Annotated in this window: 14 protein-coding genes; 10 read left to right on the forward strand and 4 right to left on the reverse strand. The window is 63.1% G+C overall.

Features of this window, described 5'->3' with window-relative positions; genetic code table 11:
* Positions 1-83: 83 nt before the first annotated feature.
* Together dprA and tsaC are read left to right on the forward strand one after the other, a co-directional pair.
* Positions 84-1,178 carry a DNA-processing protein DprA gene (gene dprA, locus ACSSVH_RS00100; protein ID WP_492633915.1) on the forward strand — a complete coding sequence of 365 codons (1,095 nt, stop codon included), beginning with the start codon at positions 84-86 and terminating at the stop codon, positions 1,176-1,178.
* A gap of 54 nt (positions 1,179-1,232) precedes the next feature.
* Positions 1,233-1,790 (forward strand): L-threonylcarbamoyladenylate synthase type 1 TsaC, encoded by a 558-nt coding sequence (gene tsaC / locus ACSSVH_RS00105; protein WP_169954078.1) that lies wholly within the window; start codon positions 1,233-1,235, stop codon positions 1,788-1,790.
* 122 nt (positions 1,791-1,912) lie between these two features.
* On the opposite strand, the gene ACSSVH_RS00110 is transcribed toward tsaC, so the two are convergent.
* A complete protein-coding gene (locus ACSSVH_RS00110) occupies positions 1,913-2,890 on the reverse strand; it encodes an NADPH:quinone reductase (protein ID WP_492633916.1) in 978 nt (325 codons plus the stop codon).
* 160 nt (positions 2,891-3,050) lie between these two features.
* Here ACSSVH_RS00110 and hemF point away from each other — a divergent pair, with 160 nt between their 5' ends.
* Positions 3,051-3,983, forward strand: coding sequence for an oxygen-dependent coproporphyrinogen oxidase (hemF, locus tag ACSSVH_RS00115; protein WP_170042002.1), 933 nt, complete (start codon positions 3,051-3,053; stop codon positions 3,981-3,983).
* A complete protein-coding gene (gene aroE, locus ACSSVH_RS00120; RefSeq protein ID WP_169954081.1) occupies positions 3,983-4,807 on the forward strand; it encodes a shikimate dehydrogenase in 825 nt (274 codons plus the stop codon). Before hemF ends, aroE begins: the two co-directional genes overlap by 1 nt.
* Before the next feature lie 109 nt (positions 4,808-4,916).
* On the opposite strand, the gene ACSSVH_RS00125 is transcribed toward aroE, so the two are convergent.
* From ACSSVH_RS00125 to betC, 3 genes are all read right to left on the reverse strand, one after another.
* A complete protein-coding gene (locus tag ACSSVH_RS00125) occupies positions 4,917-6,479 on the reverse strand; it encodes a SulP family inorganic anion transporter (RefSeq protein WP_492633917.1) in 1,563 nt (520 codons plus the stop codon).
* Positions 6,480-6,631: 152 nt separating this feature from the next.
* The gene (gene choX / locus ACSSVH_RS00130; protein ID WP_432754819.1) at positions 6,632-7,549 is read right to left on the reverse strand and encodes a choline ABC transporter substrate-binding protein; all 918 of its coding nucleotides are present in this window, start codon (positions 7,547-7,549) and stop codon (positions 6,632-6,634) included.
* An 18-nt stretch (positions 7,550-7,567) separates the two neighbouring features.
* Complete coding sequence (betC, locus tag ACSSVH_RS00135) at positions 7,568-9,082, reverse strand: choline-sulfatase (RefSeq protein ID WP_172313857.1); 1,515 nt, start codon at positions 9,080-9,082, stop codon at positions 7,568-7,570.
* 103 nt (positions 9,083-9,185) lie between these two features.
* Here betC and ACSSVH_RS00140 point away from each other — a divergent pair, with 103 nt between their 5' ends.
* The 6 genes from ACSSVH_RS00140 to ACSSVH_RS00165 all read left to right on the forward strand — a co-directional run bounded on the left by ACSSVH_RS00140 (position 9,186) and on the right by ACSSVH_RS00165 (position 14,906).
* The gene (locus ACSSVH_RS00140; protein WP_170057457.1) at positions 9,186-10,133 is read left to right on the forward strand and encodes a choline sulfate utilization transcriptional regulator; all 948 of its coding nucleotides are present in this window, start codon (positions 9,186-9,188) and stop codon (positions 10,131-10,133) included.
* Positions 10,134-10,164: 31 nt separating this feature from the next.
* Positions 10,165-10,491, forward strand: coding sequence for a DOPA 4,5-dioxygenase family protein (locus ACSSVH_RS00145; protein WP_169954086.1), 327 nt, complete (start codon positions 10,165-10,167; stop codon positions 10,489-10,491).
* A 163-nt stretch (positions 10,492-10,654) separates the two neighbouring features.
* The gene (locus ACSSVH_RS00150) at positions 10,655-11,620 is read left to right on the forward strand and encodes a 2-dehydro-3-deoxygalactonokinase (protein WP_492633918.1); all 966 of its coding nucleotides are present in this window, start codon (positions 10,655-10,657) and stop codon (positions 11,618-11,620) included.
* Position 11,621: 1 nt separating this feature from the next.
* Positions 11,622-12,242 (forward strand): 2-dehydro-3-deoxy-6-phosphogalactonate aldolase, encoded by a 621-nt coding sequence (locus ACSSVH_RS00155; RefSeq protein ID WP_169954088.1) that lies wholly within the window; start codon positions 11,622-11,624, stop codon positions 12,240-12,242.
* Between the two features lie 47 nt (positions 12,243-12,289).
* Positions 12,290-13,438: a galactonate dehydratase gene (dgoD, locus tag ACSSVH_RS00160; RefSeq protein WP_032857121.1), complete on the forward strand. Its 1,149-nt coding sequence runs from the start codon at positions 12,290-12,292 to the stop codon at positions 13,436-13,438.
* A 151-nt stretch (positions 13,439-13,589) separates the two neighbouring features.
* Positions 13,590-14,906 carry an MFS transporter gene (locus ACSSVH_RS00165; RefSeq protein ID WP_492633919.1) on the forward strand — a complete coding sequence of 439 codons (1,317 nt, stop codon included), beginning with the start codon at positions 13,590-13,592 and terminating at the stop codon, positions 14,904-14,906.
* Positions 14,907-14,920: the final 14 nt, after the last annotated feature.

The following is a 14,920-nucleotide window of genomic DNA, read 5'->3' on the forward strand; positions in this document are numbered from 1 at the left end:
CAATAACCAGTTGCAATAATTAGCCTGCTAAATAAGTTACCAACAGAGTTATCCACAGCTTGTTCCTGATCAAGGATGATCATATGTCAGCAATCCCTACTGCAGATATTTCCCCTGCCGAGCTCGAAGCCCGCCTGCGTTTGCACCGCATGCCGGAGCTGGGGCCCAGGCGTTTCAAGACGTTGATCGAGGCCTTTGGTTGCGCCTCGAAAGCCATCGGCGCACCGGCCAGTGCCTGGCGCTCCCTGGGGTTGCCGGCCGCCTGCGCCGAAGCCCGGCGCAGCGTGCAGGTGCGTGATGGCGCCAGCGTCGCATTGGCTTGGCTTGAGCATCCGGCCCAACATTTGCTGATGTGGGACCAGCCCGACTACCCGGCCCTGCTGGCCGAGTTGGGCGATGCGCCACCCTTGTTATTCGTCGCCGGCAATCCCGCCATCCTGGAAAAACCGCAGCTGGCCATGGTCGGCAGCCGCCGTGCTTCCCGACCCGGAATGGATACGGCGGCGGCCTTTTCCCGCAGCCTAGCGGGCGCCGGTTTTGTGATCACCAGCGGCCTGGCCCTGGGCATCGATGGGGCGGCGCACCAGGCGGCATTAGATGTCGGGGGGCAGACAATCGGGGTGTTGGGCACCGGCCTGGAAAATTTTTATCCACAGCGCCACCGCCGGCTCGCCGAGGCGATGATTGCCCAGGGCAGCGCGGTGGTTTCCGAGTTCCCGCTGGACGCCGGGCCCCAGGCCGGCAACTTCCCGCGACGCAACCGCATCATCAGTGGCCTGTCCCTGGGCGTGCTGGTGGTGGAAGCCAGCGTGGCCAGCGGTTCGCTGATCACCGCGCGGCTGGCGGCCGAGCAGGGCCGCGAGGTGTACGCCATACCGGGGTCGATTCATCACCCGGGGGCCAGGGGCTGTCACCAACTGATCCGTGAGGGGGCGGTGCTGGTGGAGACCATCGAGCACATCCTGGAGGGGCTGCGCGGCTGGCAGGCGTTGTCGCGGCCCGCGCCGGTGGCGGTGACCCATCCGCTGCTGGCGTTGCTGCACGCGGCGCCCCACACCAGCGAAGGCCTGGCCATCGCCAGCGGGCAGAGCCTGTCCCAGGTGTTGGCGAGCCTCACCGAACTGGAGCTGGAGGGCCGGGTGATCTGCGAAAGTGGCCGCTGGCTCGCGCGCAGTTAGGTTTTGTAACGAAGATCGGTAAACTGCGCAGAGCTTTAGTCCGGAGAGTGAGTAATGGTCAACAGGTGGCGTGTGCAAGAAGCCGCACGAGAAATTCGCGCAGGCGCGGTGATTGCCTATCCGACCGAGGCGGTGTGGGGCCTGGGCTGCGACCCATGGAACGAAGAGGCGGTGGAGCGCTTGCTGGCGATCAAGGGCCGCTCGGTGGACAAGGGCTTGATCCTGGTCGCCGACAATATCCGGCAGTTCGATTTTCTGTTCGAAGACTTCCCGGACACCTGGATCGACCGCATGGCCAGTACCTGGCCGGGACCCAATACCTGGCTGGTGCCCCATCAGGACCTGCTGCCTGAGTGGATTACCGGCAAGCACGACACCGTGGCATTGCGGGTCAGTGATCATCCGCTGGTGCGGGATTTGTGTGCATTGGTGGGCCCGTTGATTTCCACCTCGGCCAACCCGCAAGGCCGGCCGGCAGCGCGCACGCGGATCCGGGTGGAGCAGTATTTCCGTGGGCAGGTGGATTTGGTGCTGGGCGGTAGCCTGGGTGGGCGCAAGAACCCGAGTTTGATTCGGGACCTGGCGACGGGCGAGGTTCGGCGCCCGTCCTGAGACCCAGGCGTGGCCATCGCGAGCAAGCCCGCTCCCACATTCGAGCGCATTCCCATGCTGGAAATCGGTCGAATGTGGGAGCGGGCTTGCCCGCGATAGCGATCTGCCAAACCACCGAGATCTCAAGGCAACAGAATGGTCGACCCCGTCGTCCGCCGCCCCGACAACTCCACCTGCGCCTTCGCCGCATCCGCCAACGAAAAGCGCTGGTTGATATCAATGCGCACCTTGCCGCTTGCGATCATGCCAAACAGGTCATCGGCCATGGCCTGTAGGTTCTGCGGATTGTTGGCGTAGGTCGCCAGCGTCGGCCGGGTCACGTACAGCGAGCCTTTCGCCGCCAGAATCCCCAGGTTCACCCCGTCCACCGCGCCCGAGGCATTGCCAAAACTCACCAGCAGGCCACGGGGCGCCACGCTGTCCAGCGAGGCGAGCCAGGTGTCCTTGCCGACGCCGTCGTACACCACCGGGCATTTTTTGCCGTCGGTCAGTTCCAGCACCCGCTGTGGGACATTTTCCTGGCTGTAGTCGATGGTTTCCCAGGCGCCGAGGGATTTGGCCAGGGCGGCTTTTTCCCGCGAACTGACCGTACCGATCAGCTTCACGCCCAGGGCCTTGGCCCATTGGCAGGCCAGGGAACCGACGCCACCTGCAGCGGCGTGGAACAGGATGGTTTCACCGCCTTGCAACTCATAGGTCTGGCGCAGCAGGTACTGCACGGTCAGGCCCTTGAGCATGGCGCCAGCCGCTTGTTCGAAGCTGATCGCGTCCGGCAGGTGCACCAGGTTGGCCGCTGGCAACACATGCAGTTCGCTGTAGGCACCCAGCGGGCCGCTGCCGTAGGCCACGCGGTCGCCGACCTTGAATTGAGTGACTGCGCTGCCCACCGCATCCACCACGCCAGCGCCCTCCGCGCCCAGGCCCGAGGGCAAGGCTGGCGGTGCATACAGACCGCTGCGGTAATAGGTGTCGATGAAGTTCAGGCCAATGGCCTTGTTCCGCACCCGAACCTGCTGTGGGCCGGGCTCCACGGGTGTGTAGTCCACATACTCAAGTACTTCGGGGCCGCCATGGGCGCTGAACTGGATACGTTTGGCCATCTGTTCTGTCCTCAAGTCTGTTTCGCGAAAGGCTCCTATCGGACTCCTATGCTTGACCTTCGTCAACTGTGGCAGTGCCCGGCGCGGTGGTATCCTGTGCGCCCCTTTGCCGCCGACGCCCAATGGCCTCGCGTAGCTTTGCCCGATTCAAGGTGATGCCATGACTACCCGCACCGAGGCTGTAAAAGCCTACCTGCTCGACCTGCAAGACCGCATTTGCAGTGCCCTGGAAACCTTCGAGGCGCATACGCGCTTTATCGAAGACGCCTGGACCCGCCCAGCCGGTGGCGGTGGCCGCACGCGGGTGATCGAGAACGGGACCGTGATCGAGAAAGGCGGCGTCAACTTTTCCCACGTCTTTGGCAGCGGCCTCCCACCGTCCGCCAGTGCCCACCGCCCGGAGCTCGCCGGTCGTGGTTTTGAAGCCCTCGGCGTGTCGCTGGTGATCCACCCGCATAACCCCCATGTGCCAACGTCCCACGCCAACGTGCGATTTTTCATCGCCGAGAAAGACGGTGAAGAGCCGGTGTGGTGGTTCGGTGGCGGCTTCGACCTGACGCCCTACTACGCCAACGAAGAAGACTGCATCCACTGGCACCGCGTGGCCGAGCAGGCCTGCGCGCCCTTTGGCGCGGACGTTTACCCGCGCTACAAGGCCTGGTGCGACAGCTACTTCCATATCAAGCATCGCAACGAGCCCCGGGGTATTGGCGGCCTGTTCTTCGATGATTTGAACGAGTGGGACTTCGACACCTGCTTCGCCTTTATCCGAGCGATTGGCGACGCCTACATCGACGCTTACCTGCCGATCGTCCAGCGCCGCCAGGCAATGGCTTATACCGAGCAGCAACGCCAGTTCCAGGAGTTTCGCCGTGGGCGCTACGTGGAATTCAACCTGGTTTATGACCGTGGCACGCTGTTTGGCCTGCAATCGGGCGGGCGTACCGAGTCGATCCTGATGTCGTTGCCCCCGCAAGTGCGCTGGAGCTATGACTGGAAGGCCGCTGCCGGCAGCGAAGAAGCGCGCCTGACCGACTACTTCCTGCAAGACCGTGACTGGCTCGGCCTTGCTGCGCCCCAGGTGGCCAGCTGATGGATCGTTATGTGGTGTTCGGCAACCCCATCGGCCACAGCAAATCGCCGCTGATCCATCGCCTGTTTGCCGAGCAGACCGGCCAGGCGCTGGACTACAGCACCCTGCTGGCGCCGCTCGAGGATTTCACCGGCTGTGCTCAGGAATTTTTCCTGCATGGGCGCGGTGCCAACGTCACCGTACCCTTCAAGGAAGAGGCCTACCGCCTGGCCGATGCCCTGACCGAGCGTGCGCAGCGCGCAGGCGCGGTGAATACCTTGAGCAAGCTGGCCGATGGCAGCCTGCTGGGCGATAACACCGATGGCGCCGGCCTGGTGCGCGACTTGACCGTCAACGCCGGCCTGAGCCTGGCCGGCAAGCGCATCCTGCTGCTCGGTGCCGGCGGCGCGGTACGCGGTGCACTGGAGCCACTGCTGGCGCAACAGCCCGCCTCGCTGATCATCGCCAACCGCACCGTGGAAAAGGCCGAGCGGCTGGCCGAACTGTTCGATGACCTGGGGCCGGTCTCCGCCAGTGGTTTCGACTGGCTGAGTGAACCGGTGGACCTGATCATCAACGCCACCTCCGCGAGCCTGTCAGGCGATGTACCGCCGATTGCCAGCAGCCTGATTGAACCGGGCAAGACCTTTTGCTACGACATGATGTACGCCAAGGAGCCGACCGCCTTCTGCCGCTGGGCCACTGAACACGCTGCGGCGGTGGCGATGGATGGCTTGGGCATGCTGGTGGAGCAGGCGGCGGAAGCCTTCTACCTGTGGCGCGGTGTACGGCCGGATTCGGCGCCGGTGCTGGCCGAGTTACGTCGGCAGTTGGCAGGCCACTGAAGATCAACTGTAGGAGCTGGCTTGCCTGCGATAGCGGTGGGTCAGCGCCGGATGCGCCACTGATACACCGCTATCGCAGGCAAGCCAGCTCCTACAGGTTTTGACCGTGTCAGTCTTCGAAAAGGATCGGGCATTTGTCCGCCCCTTCCAGCTTCCTCAACTCCTCCACCACTTGCGGCCGCGCCCGGCGCAGCGTCAGGCTGCGTCCCAACCCCTGCAACCGCCGCGCTTCCTGGTGCAGCATCTCCACCCCGGAATAGTCGATAAAGTTGATCTGCTGCGCCTCGATCACCACCCGCTGGCCTTGCAGGCGCTGCAAGCGCACTTGCAGGTAATGGCTGGCGCCAAAGAAGATCGAGCCACCGACCCGCAGCACATCGTCGTCCCCATCGCGCCATTGCTGCACCCGTGGCTGTGAGGTGCGCTTGAGGTAGAAGAACAGCGATGCCAGCACCCCGGCATAGATTGCCGTTTGCAGCTCCAGCAGCAAGGTGGCCAGGCACGTCAGGCCCATCACCACACACTCTGCACGGCTGACCCGCCACAGCGCGCGGATGCCCCGATGATCCACCAGGCCCCAGCAGATCAGCAGGATGCTGGCGGCCATGCTCGGGATCGGGATGTGCGCAATCACCGCCGCGCCAAACAGCGCAAACAGTGCGACCCACAACGCCGAAAACACCCCCGCCAGCGGCGAACAGGCGCCCGCCTCGTAACTCAGGCCCGAGCGGGTGAAGGATCCGGCCGACAGGTAGCCGGAGAAAAATCCGCCGACGATATTGGATAAACCCTGGGCGCGTACTTCCTGGTTGGCGTCGAGCAACTGTTGCGAGCGCGCCGACAGCGAGCGGGCAATCGACAGGCTGGTCACCAGCCCCAGCATGCCCACCGCCACGGCGCTGGGTAGCAGGCGCAGGACCATGTCCAGGTCCAGCGGCAACGGGCTGAACGGCGGCAGTTGGCCAACAAATGAGCTGACCCGCGCCACATGCCCGAACATCGCCGGCCACGCCCACGCCGCCAGGCTGCCTACCGCCAGGGCAATCAACAGGCTTGGCCAGCGCGGCACGCAGTATTTAAGCAGCGCGCCCACCAGCAAGGTGCCCAGGCCAAGGGCCAGTGACGGACGATCCCACTCGCCACCATGGTCGATCAGCGCCAGCAGGCTGTTGATGGCCGTGGCCTGGCTGGGCAGGTCGAGCCCCAGCAGGTTGGGCAACTGGCCCAGGGCGATGACCACCGCCGCGCCGAGGGTGAAGCCGAGGACGACGGAATGGGAGACGAAATTGACCAGCGCGCCAAAGCGCAACATGCCCAACAGCCATTGGAATACGCCGGCGAGCAAGGTCAGCAGCAGGATCAGGGTGATGTAGTCCTGGGAGCCAGGCACCGCCAGCGGGCTGATGCTGGCGTAGAGCACGATGGAAATTGCCGCCGTCGGGCCGCAGATCAAATGCCAGGACGAACCCCACAGGCAGGCAATCAGCACCGGGATGATCGCCGCATACAGGCCGTATTCGGGGGGCAGGCCGGCGATCAGGGCGTAGGCGATCGATTGCGGCAAGGCCAGCACCGCGCCGCTGAGGCCGACCAGCGCATCCCGGCCGACGCTGGCGCGGGTCTGGCGTGGCAGCCAGCGCAGGAATGGGAGCAGAGTGTGGGGCCGGGACATGGATCGCTCGAAATACTGTAGGAGCGAGCTTGCTCGCGAAGATGGATAACGATAACGCGGGTTGCCTGAAAAAACGCGGCGTTTTCGAATTCTTCGCCGGCAAGCCGGCTCCTACAGGGTGATAGGAAGACCTGTAGGAACCAGGGCAATATTTAGAGTTTGGCTTTGACCGCCGCCAATGCATCCTGGCCATCGAGGGTTTCAACCCCCTCCAGCCACTTGTCCAAAACCGCCGGATTGGCCTTGATCCATGCCTTCGCCGCGTCAGCATTGCTGACCTTGTTGTTCACCACCTCGGCCATGATGCTGTTTTCCATATCCTGGGTAAACGTAAGGTTGGTCAGCAGTCTGGCCACATTCGGGCAGGCCTGTGCATAACCTTTGCGGGTCAGGGTGTACACATTGCCGGTGTCGCCGAAGTATTTTTCGCCGCCCTTGAGGTAACGCATCTTCAACTGCACGTTCATCGGGTGCGGTGTCCAGCCCAGGAAGGTGACGAAACGCTCGCGCTTCACCGCCCTGGACACTTCGGCGAGCATCGCCTGTTCGCTGGATTCGATCAGCTTCCACTGGCCGAGGTCGAAGTCGTTTTTCTTGATGATCTCCTGCAGCGACAGGTTGGCCGGCGCGCCGGAGCCGATGCCGTAGATCTTTTTGTCGAACTTGTCGGCAAATTTGTTCAGGTCGGCAAAGTCACGCACACCGGCCTCCCACACATAGTCCGGCACCGCGAGGGTGAACTGGGTGCCCTCGAGGTTTTTCGCCAGTTGCACCACATCGCCATTGGCCACGAACTTGTCATAGAAGCCCTGCTGCGCCGGCATCCAGTTGCCCAGAAACACATCCACCTGGCCGTCCTTGAGCCCGCCAAACGTGATCGGCACCGCCAGGGTATCGATCTTGGCCTTGTAGCCCATGCCGCTGAGCAAAACACCGGCGATGGCATTGGTGGCGGCAATGTCGCTCCAGCCGGGGTCGGCCATCTTTACCGTCTCGCAACGGGTGTCGGCATACGCATGGGTGGCACTGAGCAACAACACTGCACTCACGATTGTGGATAACTTTTGCATGGCCTTCCCCTCACTGATTTATTGGTTTTGGCAGGGTTGTGGATAACGGGCCTTGCGCTCCAGATCGTCGAGGTCGATATGGTTGCGCATGTACTGCTGGCTGGCGTCTACCAGCGGCTGGTGATCCCAGCTCTTGAGTTTGCCCACCGCCAGCGCCTCGCATACCAGGCGCCGACGGCGTTGGCTGGCGAGCACTTGCTGGTGGATCGCCGGCATGTCCCACTTGGCCCGCGCTTCGGCCAGGAACGCCTCGAACAACGCACGATGGGCCGGCGACTGACTGAGTTCTTCTTGCTCACGCGGGTCGTGGTGCACATCAAACAGTAGGCAAGGATCGTCCTCGCTGTAGATGAATTTGTAGGCCTCTCGGCGAATCATCATCAATGGGCCGATAGTGCCTTCGGCCATGTACTCGCCGAACACCTCGTCATGCCCGCCCTGCCCTTGCAAGTGCGGGACCAGTGAGCGGCCGTCCAGCGGTAGGTTGGGGTCCAGCTCGCCGCCGGCCAGCTCCACCAGGGTCGGCAGAAGGTCGGCGGTGGACACCGCCGCACTCACCCGCCCGGCCTTGAATTGCCCCGGTGCACTGACCAGCAGCGGCACCCGCGCGGCCATTTCAAACCAGTGCATTTTGTACCAGAGCCCCCGCTCGCCGAGCATGTCGCCGTGGTCGCCGGAGAACACGATGATGGTGTCCTCGGCCAGGCCTGTGTCCTGCAGGGTTTGCAGGAGTTTGCCGACGTTGCTGTCAATGTAGCTGCACGCTCCGAAGTAAGCGCGCCGCGCATCGCGGATCTTATCCACAGGCAGCGGCTTGTCCCACAGGTCGTAGACCTTGAGCAGGCGCTGGGAATGCGGGTCCAGGTCGGCCTGGGCCGGCGTTGTAGGCATTGGGATGTCATTGTCGTCGTACAGATCCCAGAACGGTTTGGGAATGGTGTACGGGTCGTGGGGGTGAGTCATGGAAACCGTGAGGCAGAATGGCTGGTCGCCGTCCTCGCGAATATGGTCGAACAGGTACTGCTGGGCCTTGAACACCACCTCTTCGTCGAAATCCAGCTGGTTGGTGCGCACACACGGGCCGGCTTGCAGCACCGACGACATGTTGTGATACCAGGTGGGGCGCACGTCGGGCTCATCCCAGTTCACCGCCCAGCCGTAGTCGGCGGGGTAGATATCGCTGGTGAGGCGCTCTTCATAGCCGTGCAACTGGTCCGGCCCGCAAAAGTGCATCTTGCCCGACAGCGCCGTGCGGTAGCCGAGGCGGCGCAGGTAGTGGGCATAGGTCGGTACATCGGCGGGGAAATCCGCCGCGTTGTCGTAGGCGCCGATCTTGCTCGGCAACTGGCCGCTGACCAGGGTAAAACGCGACGGCGCACACAGCGGGCTGTTGCAGTACGCGGCGTCGAACACCACACCTTGTGCGGCCAGGCGGCTGAGGTTGGGCAGTTTGATCGGCGAAGGGCCGTAGAACGGAAGCAACGGCGCGGCCATTTGATCGGCCATGATGAAAAGAATGTTCTTGCGCTTCATGGTCTCTCGGCATTCCATAGTCAGTGTTTATGCGATTGAGCATGCAGGCCATGGAAACCGTGGTAAAGCCCATGAAAAGCAATGTCTAGGATAAGCACCGCTTATGTATAAAGCCCTGGGAAACCTGTCGCTGGATCTGTTGCGCGCCTTTGAAGCCGCCGCCCGTCATCGCAGCTTTACAGCGGCGGCGATGGAGCTGGGCACCACCCAGCCGGCCGTCAGCCAGCAGATCAAGCGCCTGGAAGAACAACTGGCAGTACGCCTGTTCGACCGTATCTACCGCGGCATCGAATTGACTGACGCGGGCCTGCTGTTGTTCGAGCACGTCCAGGCCGGATTGCAGAGCATTGATGCGGGCCTGGGGCTAATCACGGAGCAGGACCAGCACGAAGTGTTGCAAGTGGCGACCGACTTCGCCTTTGCCGCCTACTGGCTGATGCCGCGACTGCATCGTTTTCATGAGGCCAACCCGCAAGTGGATGTGAGCCTGGTCACCAGCGAGCGCAACCACGCGGCCTTGCGCAGTGACATCGATGTGGCGGTGTTGTTTGGCGATGGGCGTTTTCGCCAGGGCCACAGCCAGTGGTTGTTCAACGAGGAAGTGTTCCCGGTGTGCAGCCCGCAACTGCTCAAGGGCCGCGCCACGCCGCTGTCGCTACAAAGCCTGCAGGAGCTGCCGCTATTGCACCTGCGCCAGGAAAACAGCCAGTGGTTCGACTGGAACGGGGTGTTTCGTGAACTGGGCATCACCGCCGCACCGACCCCCGGCCTGCTGCGTTTCGACAATTACACCCTGTTGATCCAGGCGGCGATTGCCGGCCAGGGCGTGGCCATCGGCTGGCGCCATCTGGTGGATAATCTGCTGGAGCAGAAATGGCTGTGCCGGCCGATTGGCGACACGGTGATCTCGCGCTTTGGTTATTACGTGGTATTGCCCCAGCGCAAACGGCGCGGGCAGTTGATCGAACGGTTTGTCGACTGGCTGGCGGCCGAGCAGGCCAGCAGCGCGCAGTCCCTGGCCGGGCTGGCCCTGCCGTCGATTGCGGTCTAGGATCGGCCGATCAACGAGTCCGGAGCCAGTCATGCAACGTATCAAGGGCTACCACGCCCATATCTACTTCGACGCCAGCACCCTCGACCAGGCGCGCAAGCTCTGCGAAGACGCGGCGGCCATCTTCCCGGTGCGCATGGGGCGTATGCACGAGCGCCCGGTGGGCCCGCATCCGGACTGGAGCTGCCAGCTGGCGTTCGACCCCGAGTACATCGGCGTGGCGCTGCCGTGGCTGGCGCTCAACCGCAACGGGTTGGTGGTGTTTCTGCACCCGGATACCGGCGATGACCTGAAGGATCACACCGACTATGCGATCTGGATGGGCGCCATGCGGCCGTTGGATTTGTCGATTTTTTAACCAGTTGCTGTCAGTTGAGTCCTCACGTTCAGGTGCGAAGAACAGCGCAGGGACGTGGGGATTTTTTCGGCATTGTTCCACTATATGGGATTGATATTTATATATTGAGATATTTTCAGCCTTAGGTTTATAGTCGGCCATCTGCCACATTCCAGGTGAAGCGATGCCGGCGCAATTGATCGCGCTCGATTGGGGAACCAGTTCCCTTCGTGCCTATAAGCTCGGCCCAGGTGGCCAGGTCCTCGAACAGCGCTCGCTGGCGTCGGGGATCATGCATTTGCCCAGTGCACCGCGATTGATCGGTGGTGTTCATTGCAGCGATGGGTTTGAGCTGGCCTTTGATACCGCGTGCGGCGACTGGCTCGACGCCCAGCCCGAGCTGCCGGTGATCGCCTGCGGCATGGTCGGCAGCGCCCAGGGTTGGGGTGAGGCGGCCTACCGCAATACGCCGGTCGACGTCGCCAGCCTGGGCTTGGCGCTGCACAAGGTGCGCAGTTTGCGCGGTGTGGATGTGCATATCGTGCCCGGCGTGATCGAGCAGGTTGGCTTGCCCAACGTGATGCGCGGCGAAGAAACCCAGGTGCTCGGCGTGCTGCAAAGCCAGCCAGCCAGCGCTGAATTATTGATCGGCCTGCCCGGCAGCCATTCCAAATGGGTCGAGGTAGTCGCAGGCCGCATCACCCACTTCGACACCTTCATGACCGGCGAACTGTTCGCAGTGCTGAGCACGCACAGCATTCTGGGGCGTACGCAAAAGAGCGTCGGGCAGTTTCAGGCCGACGCCTTTGACCGGGGCGTGCGCGTGGCACTTTCAGAGGATGGCCGGCGCGGTGTGCTGTCGACCCTGTTCAGCGCGCGCACCCTGGGGTTGACCGCAGAACTGACGCCTGAGCAGCAACCCGACTACCTGTCCGGCCTGCTGATCGGTCATGAACTGTCCGGCCTGCCCGACCGTGCACGCACCACGCCGATCATTCTGGTCGGCGCCACCGCCCTCTGCGCCCGCTACCAACGCGCCCTCGCCCTGTGTGGTTTGCACCACGTCAGCTTCGCGCAAGCAGCGACCGAGCGCGGCCTGTGGCAACTGGCGCTGGCCGCCGGGCTCATTCAACCTGCAATCGAGGCCTGACATGCTCAAGCAAGCACTCACACACAACGGTTTGATCGCGATCCTGCGGGGCCTGCGCCCGGATGAGGCTGGCGCTGTCGGCCAGGTGCTGTACCAGGCCGGGTTCCGGGTGATCGAAGTGCCGCTCAATTCGCCAGATCCCTACACCAGCATCCGCACCCTGCGTGAGACGTTGCCCGCCGACTGCCTGATCGGCGCCGGCACCGTGCTGACGCCCGAGCAGGTGGAGCGGGTGAAGGCGGCGGGTGGCCAGGTGATCGTCATGCCCCACAGCGATGCCAAGGTGCTGCGTGCCGCAAAAGCTGCGGGCCTGTACCTGTCGCCCGGGGTCGCGACGCCCACTGAAGCCTTCGCCGCCCTGGCCGAAGGGGCCGATGTGCTCAAGCTGTTCCCGGCCGAGCAAATGGGCCCGGCGGTGGTCAAGGCCTGGCTGGCGGTGTTACCGGCCGGCACGGTCCTGCTGCCGGTGGGCGGGATTACCCCGGACAACATGCAAGTGTTCGTCGACGCCGGGGTCAAGGGCTTTGGCCTGGGCTCCGGGCTGTTCAAGCCCGGCATGACGGTCGAGCAGGTGGCGAGCCGTGCCCAGGCGTATGTCGCTGCCTGGAATGCCTTGAACTGAGTGTGCCTGGCGCCCTAGGCGCCGCATCCGACAAGAGAGATAAGCAGATGAAAATCACCAAACTGACCACCTTTATCGTGCCGCCGCGCTGGTGCTTCCTCAAAGTGGAAACCGACCAGGGTGTAACCGGTTGGGGCGAGCCCGTGGTTGAAGGCCGCGCCCACACCGTGGCGGCGGCGGTCGAGGAATTGTCCGACTACTTGATCGGCAAAGACCCACGCAATATCGAAGATATCTGGACCGTGCTGTATCGCGGCGGCTTCTACCGGGGCGGCGCGATTCATATGAGCGCCCTGGCCGGGATCGACCAGGCGTTGTGGGACATCAAGGGCAAGGCCCTCGGCGTGTCGGTCAGCGACCTGCTGGGCGGCCAGGTGCGGGACAAGATCCGCGTCTACTCGTGGATCGGCGGCGACCGCCCGGCCGACACCGCCCGCGCGGCCAAGGAAGCCGTGGCCCGGGGGTTTACGGCGGTGAAGATGAATGGCACCGAGGAGCTGCAATTTCTCGACACCTTCGACAAGGTCGACCAGGCCCTGGCCAACGTGGCCGCCGTGCGCGACGCGGTCGGCCCGAATGTCGGCATTGGCGTGGACTTCCATGGCCGCGTCCACAAGCCCATGGCCAAGGTGCTGATGAAAGAGCTGGACCCGTACAAGCTGATGTTTATCGAAGAGCCGGTACTCAGCGAAAACTACGAAGCGCTCAAGGAACTGGCGCCTTTGACCAGCACCCCGATTGCCCTGGGCGAGCGGCTGTTCTCGCGCTGGGATTTCAAGCGTGTGCTCAGTGAAGGTTACGTCGACATCATCCAGCCGGATGCGTCCCACGCCGGCGGCATCACCGAAACCCGCAAGATCGCCAACATGGCCGAAGCCTACGACGTGGCCCTGGCCCTGCACTGCCCGCTGGGCCCGATTGCCCTGGCGGCGTGCCTGCAACTGGATGCGGTTTGCTACAACGCGTTTATCCAGGAGCAAAGCCTGGGCATTCACTACAACGAGAGCAACGATTTGCTCGACTACGTGCGCGATCCGGGGGTTTTCGACTACGACCAGGGCTTTGTGAAAATCCCCAACGGGCCGGGGCTGGGGATTGAGATCAACGAGGAATACGTGATCGAGCGCGCGGCCATTGGTCACCGCTGGCGCAACCCGATCTGGCGGCACGCCGATGGCAGTTTTGCCGAGTGGTGATTGTCACCTGACGGAACGCGGTCAGTGTGGGAGCTGGCTTGCCTGCGATAGCAATGTTGAATGTTCCGCCGCCATCGCAGGCAAGCCAGCTCCCACTTTCAACCCGGTAGCCGTTAACCGACCTCAATAAACATAATAAGAGGCTCCCCCCATGCACCCTGAAACCCTCACCGGCCAGGCGTCCCTCGTCACGCCCAGCCGCAAGCGTTACTTCATCATGGTCCTGCTGTTTATCACGGTGGTGATCAACTACCTGGACCGCAGCAACCTGTCGATTGCCGCGCCGGCCCTGACCAGCGAGCTGGGGATCGACCCGGTGCATGTGGGGCTGATTTTCTCGGCGTTCGGCTGGACCTACGCCGCCATGCAAATCCCCGGCGGCTGGCTGGTGGACCGGGTGCCACCGCGCATTTTGTACACCGTGGCCTTGCTGTTGTGGTCGATTGCCACGGTGATGCTGGGGTTTGCCGCAAGCTTTATCGCGCTGTTTGTGTTGCGCATGGCGGTGGGTGCCCTGGAAGCGCCGGCTTATCCGATCAACAGTCGGGTCGTCACCAGTTGGTTTCCCGAGCGTGAGCGCGCCACGGCCATTGGTTTCTACACGTCCGGGCAGTTCGTCGGGCTGGCGTTCCTTACCCCGGTACTGGCGTGGTTGCAGCATCACTTTGGCTGGCACATGGTGTTTATCAGCACCGGCGCGGTGGGCATCCTCTGGGCGCTGGTGTGGTACGCGGTGTACCGCGAGCCGCGGGATTTCAAAGGGGTCAACAGCGCAGAAATCGAGTTGATCCGCGCAGGCGGCGGCCTGGTGGACCTGGATGCACAAACCGCCAAGCGCAAGGCGCCTTTCAGTTGGGTCGACCTGGGCATCGTGCTGACTAAACGCAAGCTGTGGGGCATCTACCTGGGCCAGTTCTGCCTGAACTCGACCCTGTGGTTTTTCCTGACATGGTTCCCAACCTACCTGGTGAAATATCGCGGCATGGACTTCATCAAGTCCGGCCTGCTTGCCTCGCTGCCGTTTCTCGCGGCGTTTGTCGGGGTGTTGTGTTCCGGGCTGTTTTCCGACTGGCTGATCCGCCGTGGCACCTCGGTGGGGTTTGCGCGCAAATTGCCGATCATCAGTGGCCTGCTGATCTCCACGGCGATCATCGGCGCCAACTTCGTGGATTCCACGCCACTGGTGATTGCATTCCTGGCGGTGGCGTTCTTCGGCAACGGCCTGGCGTCGATCACCTGGTCGCTGGTCTCGACACTGGCGCCGGCGCGACTGTTGGGGTTGACGGGTGGGGTGTTCAACTTCATCGGCAACCTGGCGGCGATCACCACGCCTATCGTCATTGGCTTTCTGGCCACGGGCGACTCGTTTGCGCCGGCGATTACCTACATTGCGGTGTTGGCGTTGCTGGGGGCGCTGTCTTACATACTGCTGGTGGGTAAGGTCGAACGGATCGAGCTGAAGGAATAAAGCTGTTGTAGGAG

The sequence above is a fragment of the Pseudomonas sp. HC1(2025) genome (assembly GCF_058742075.1).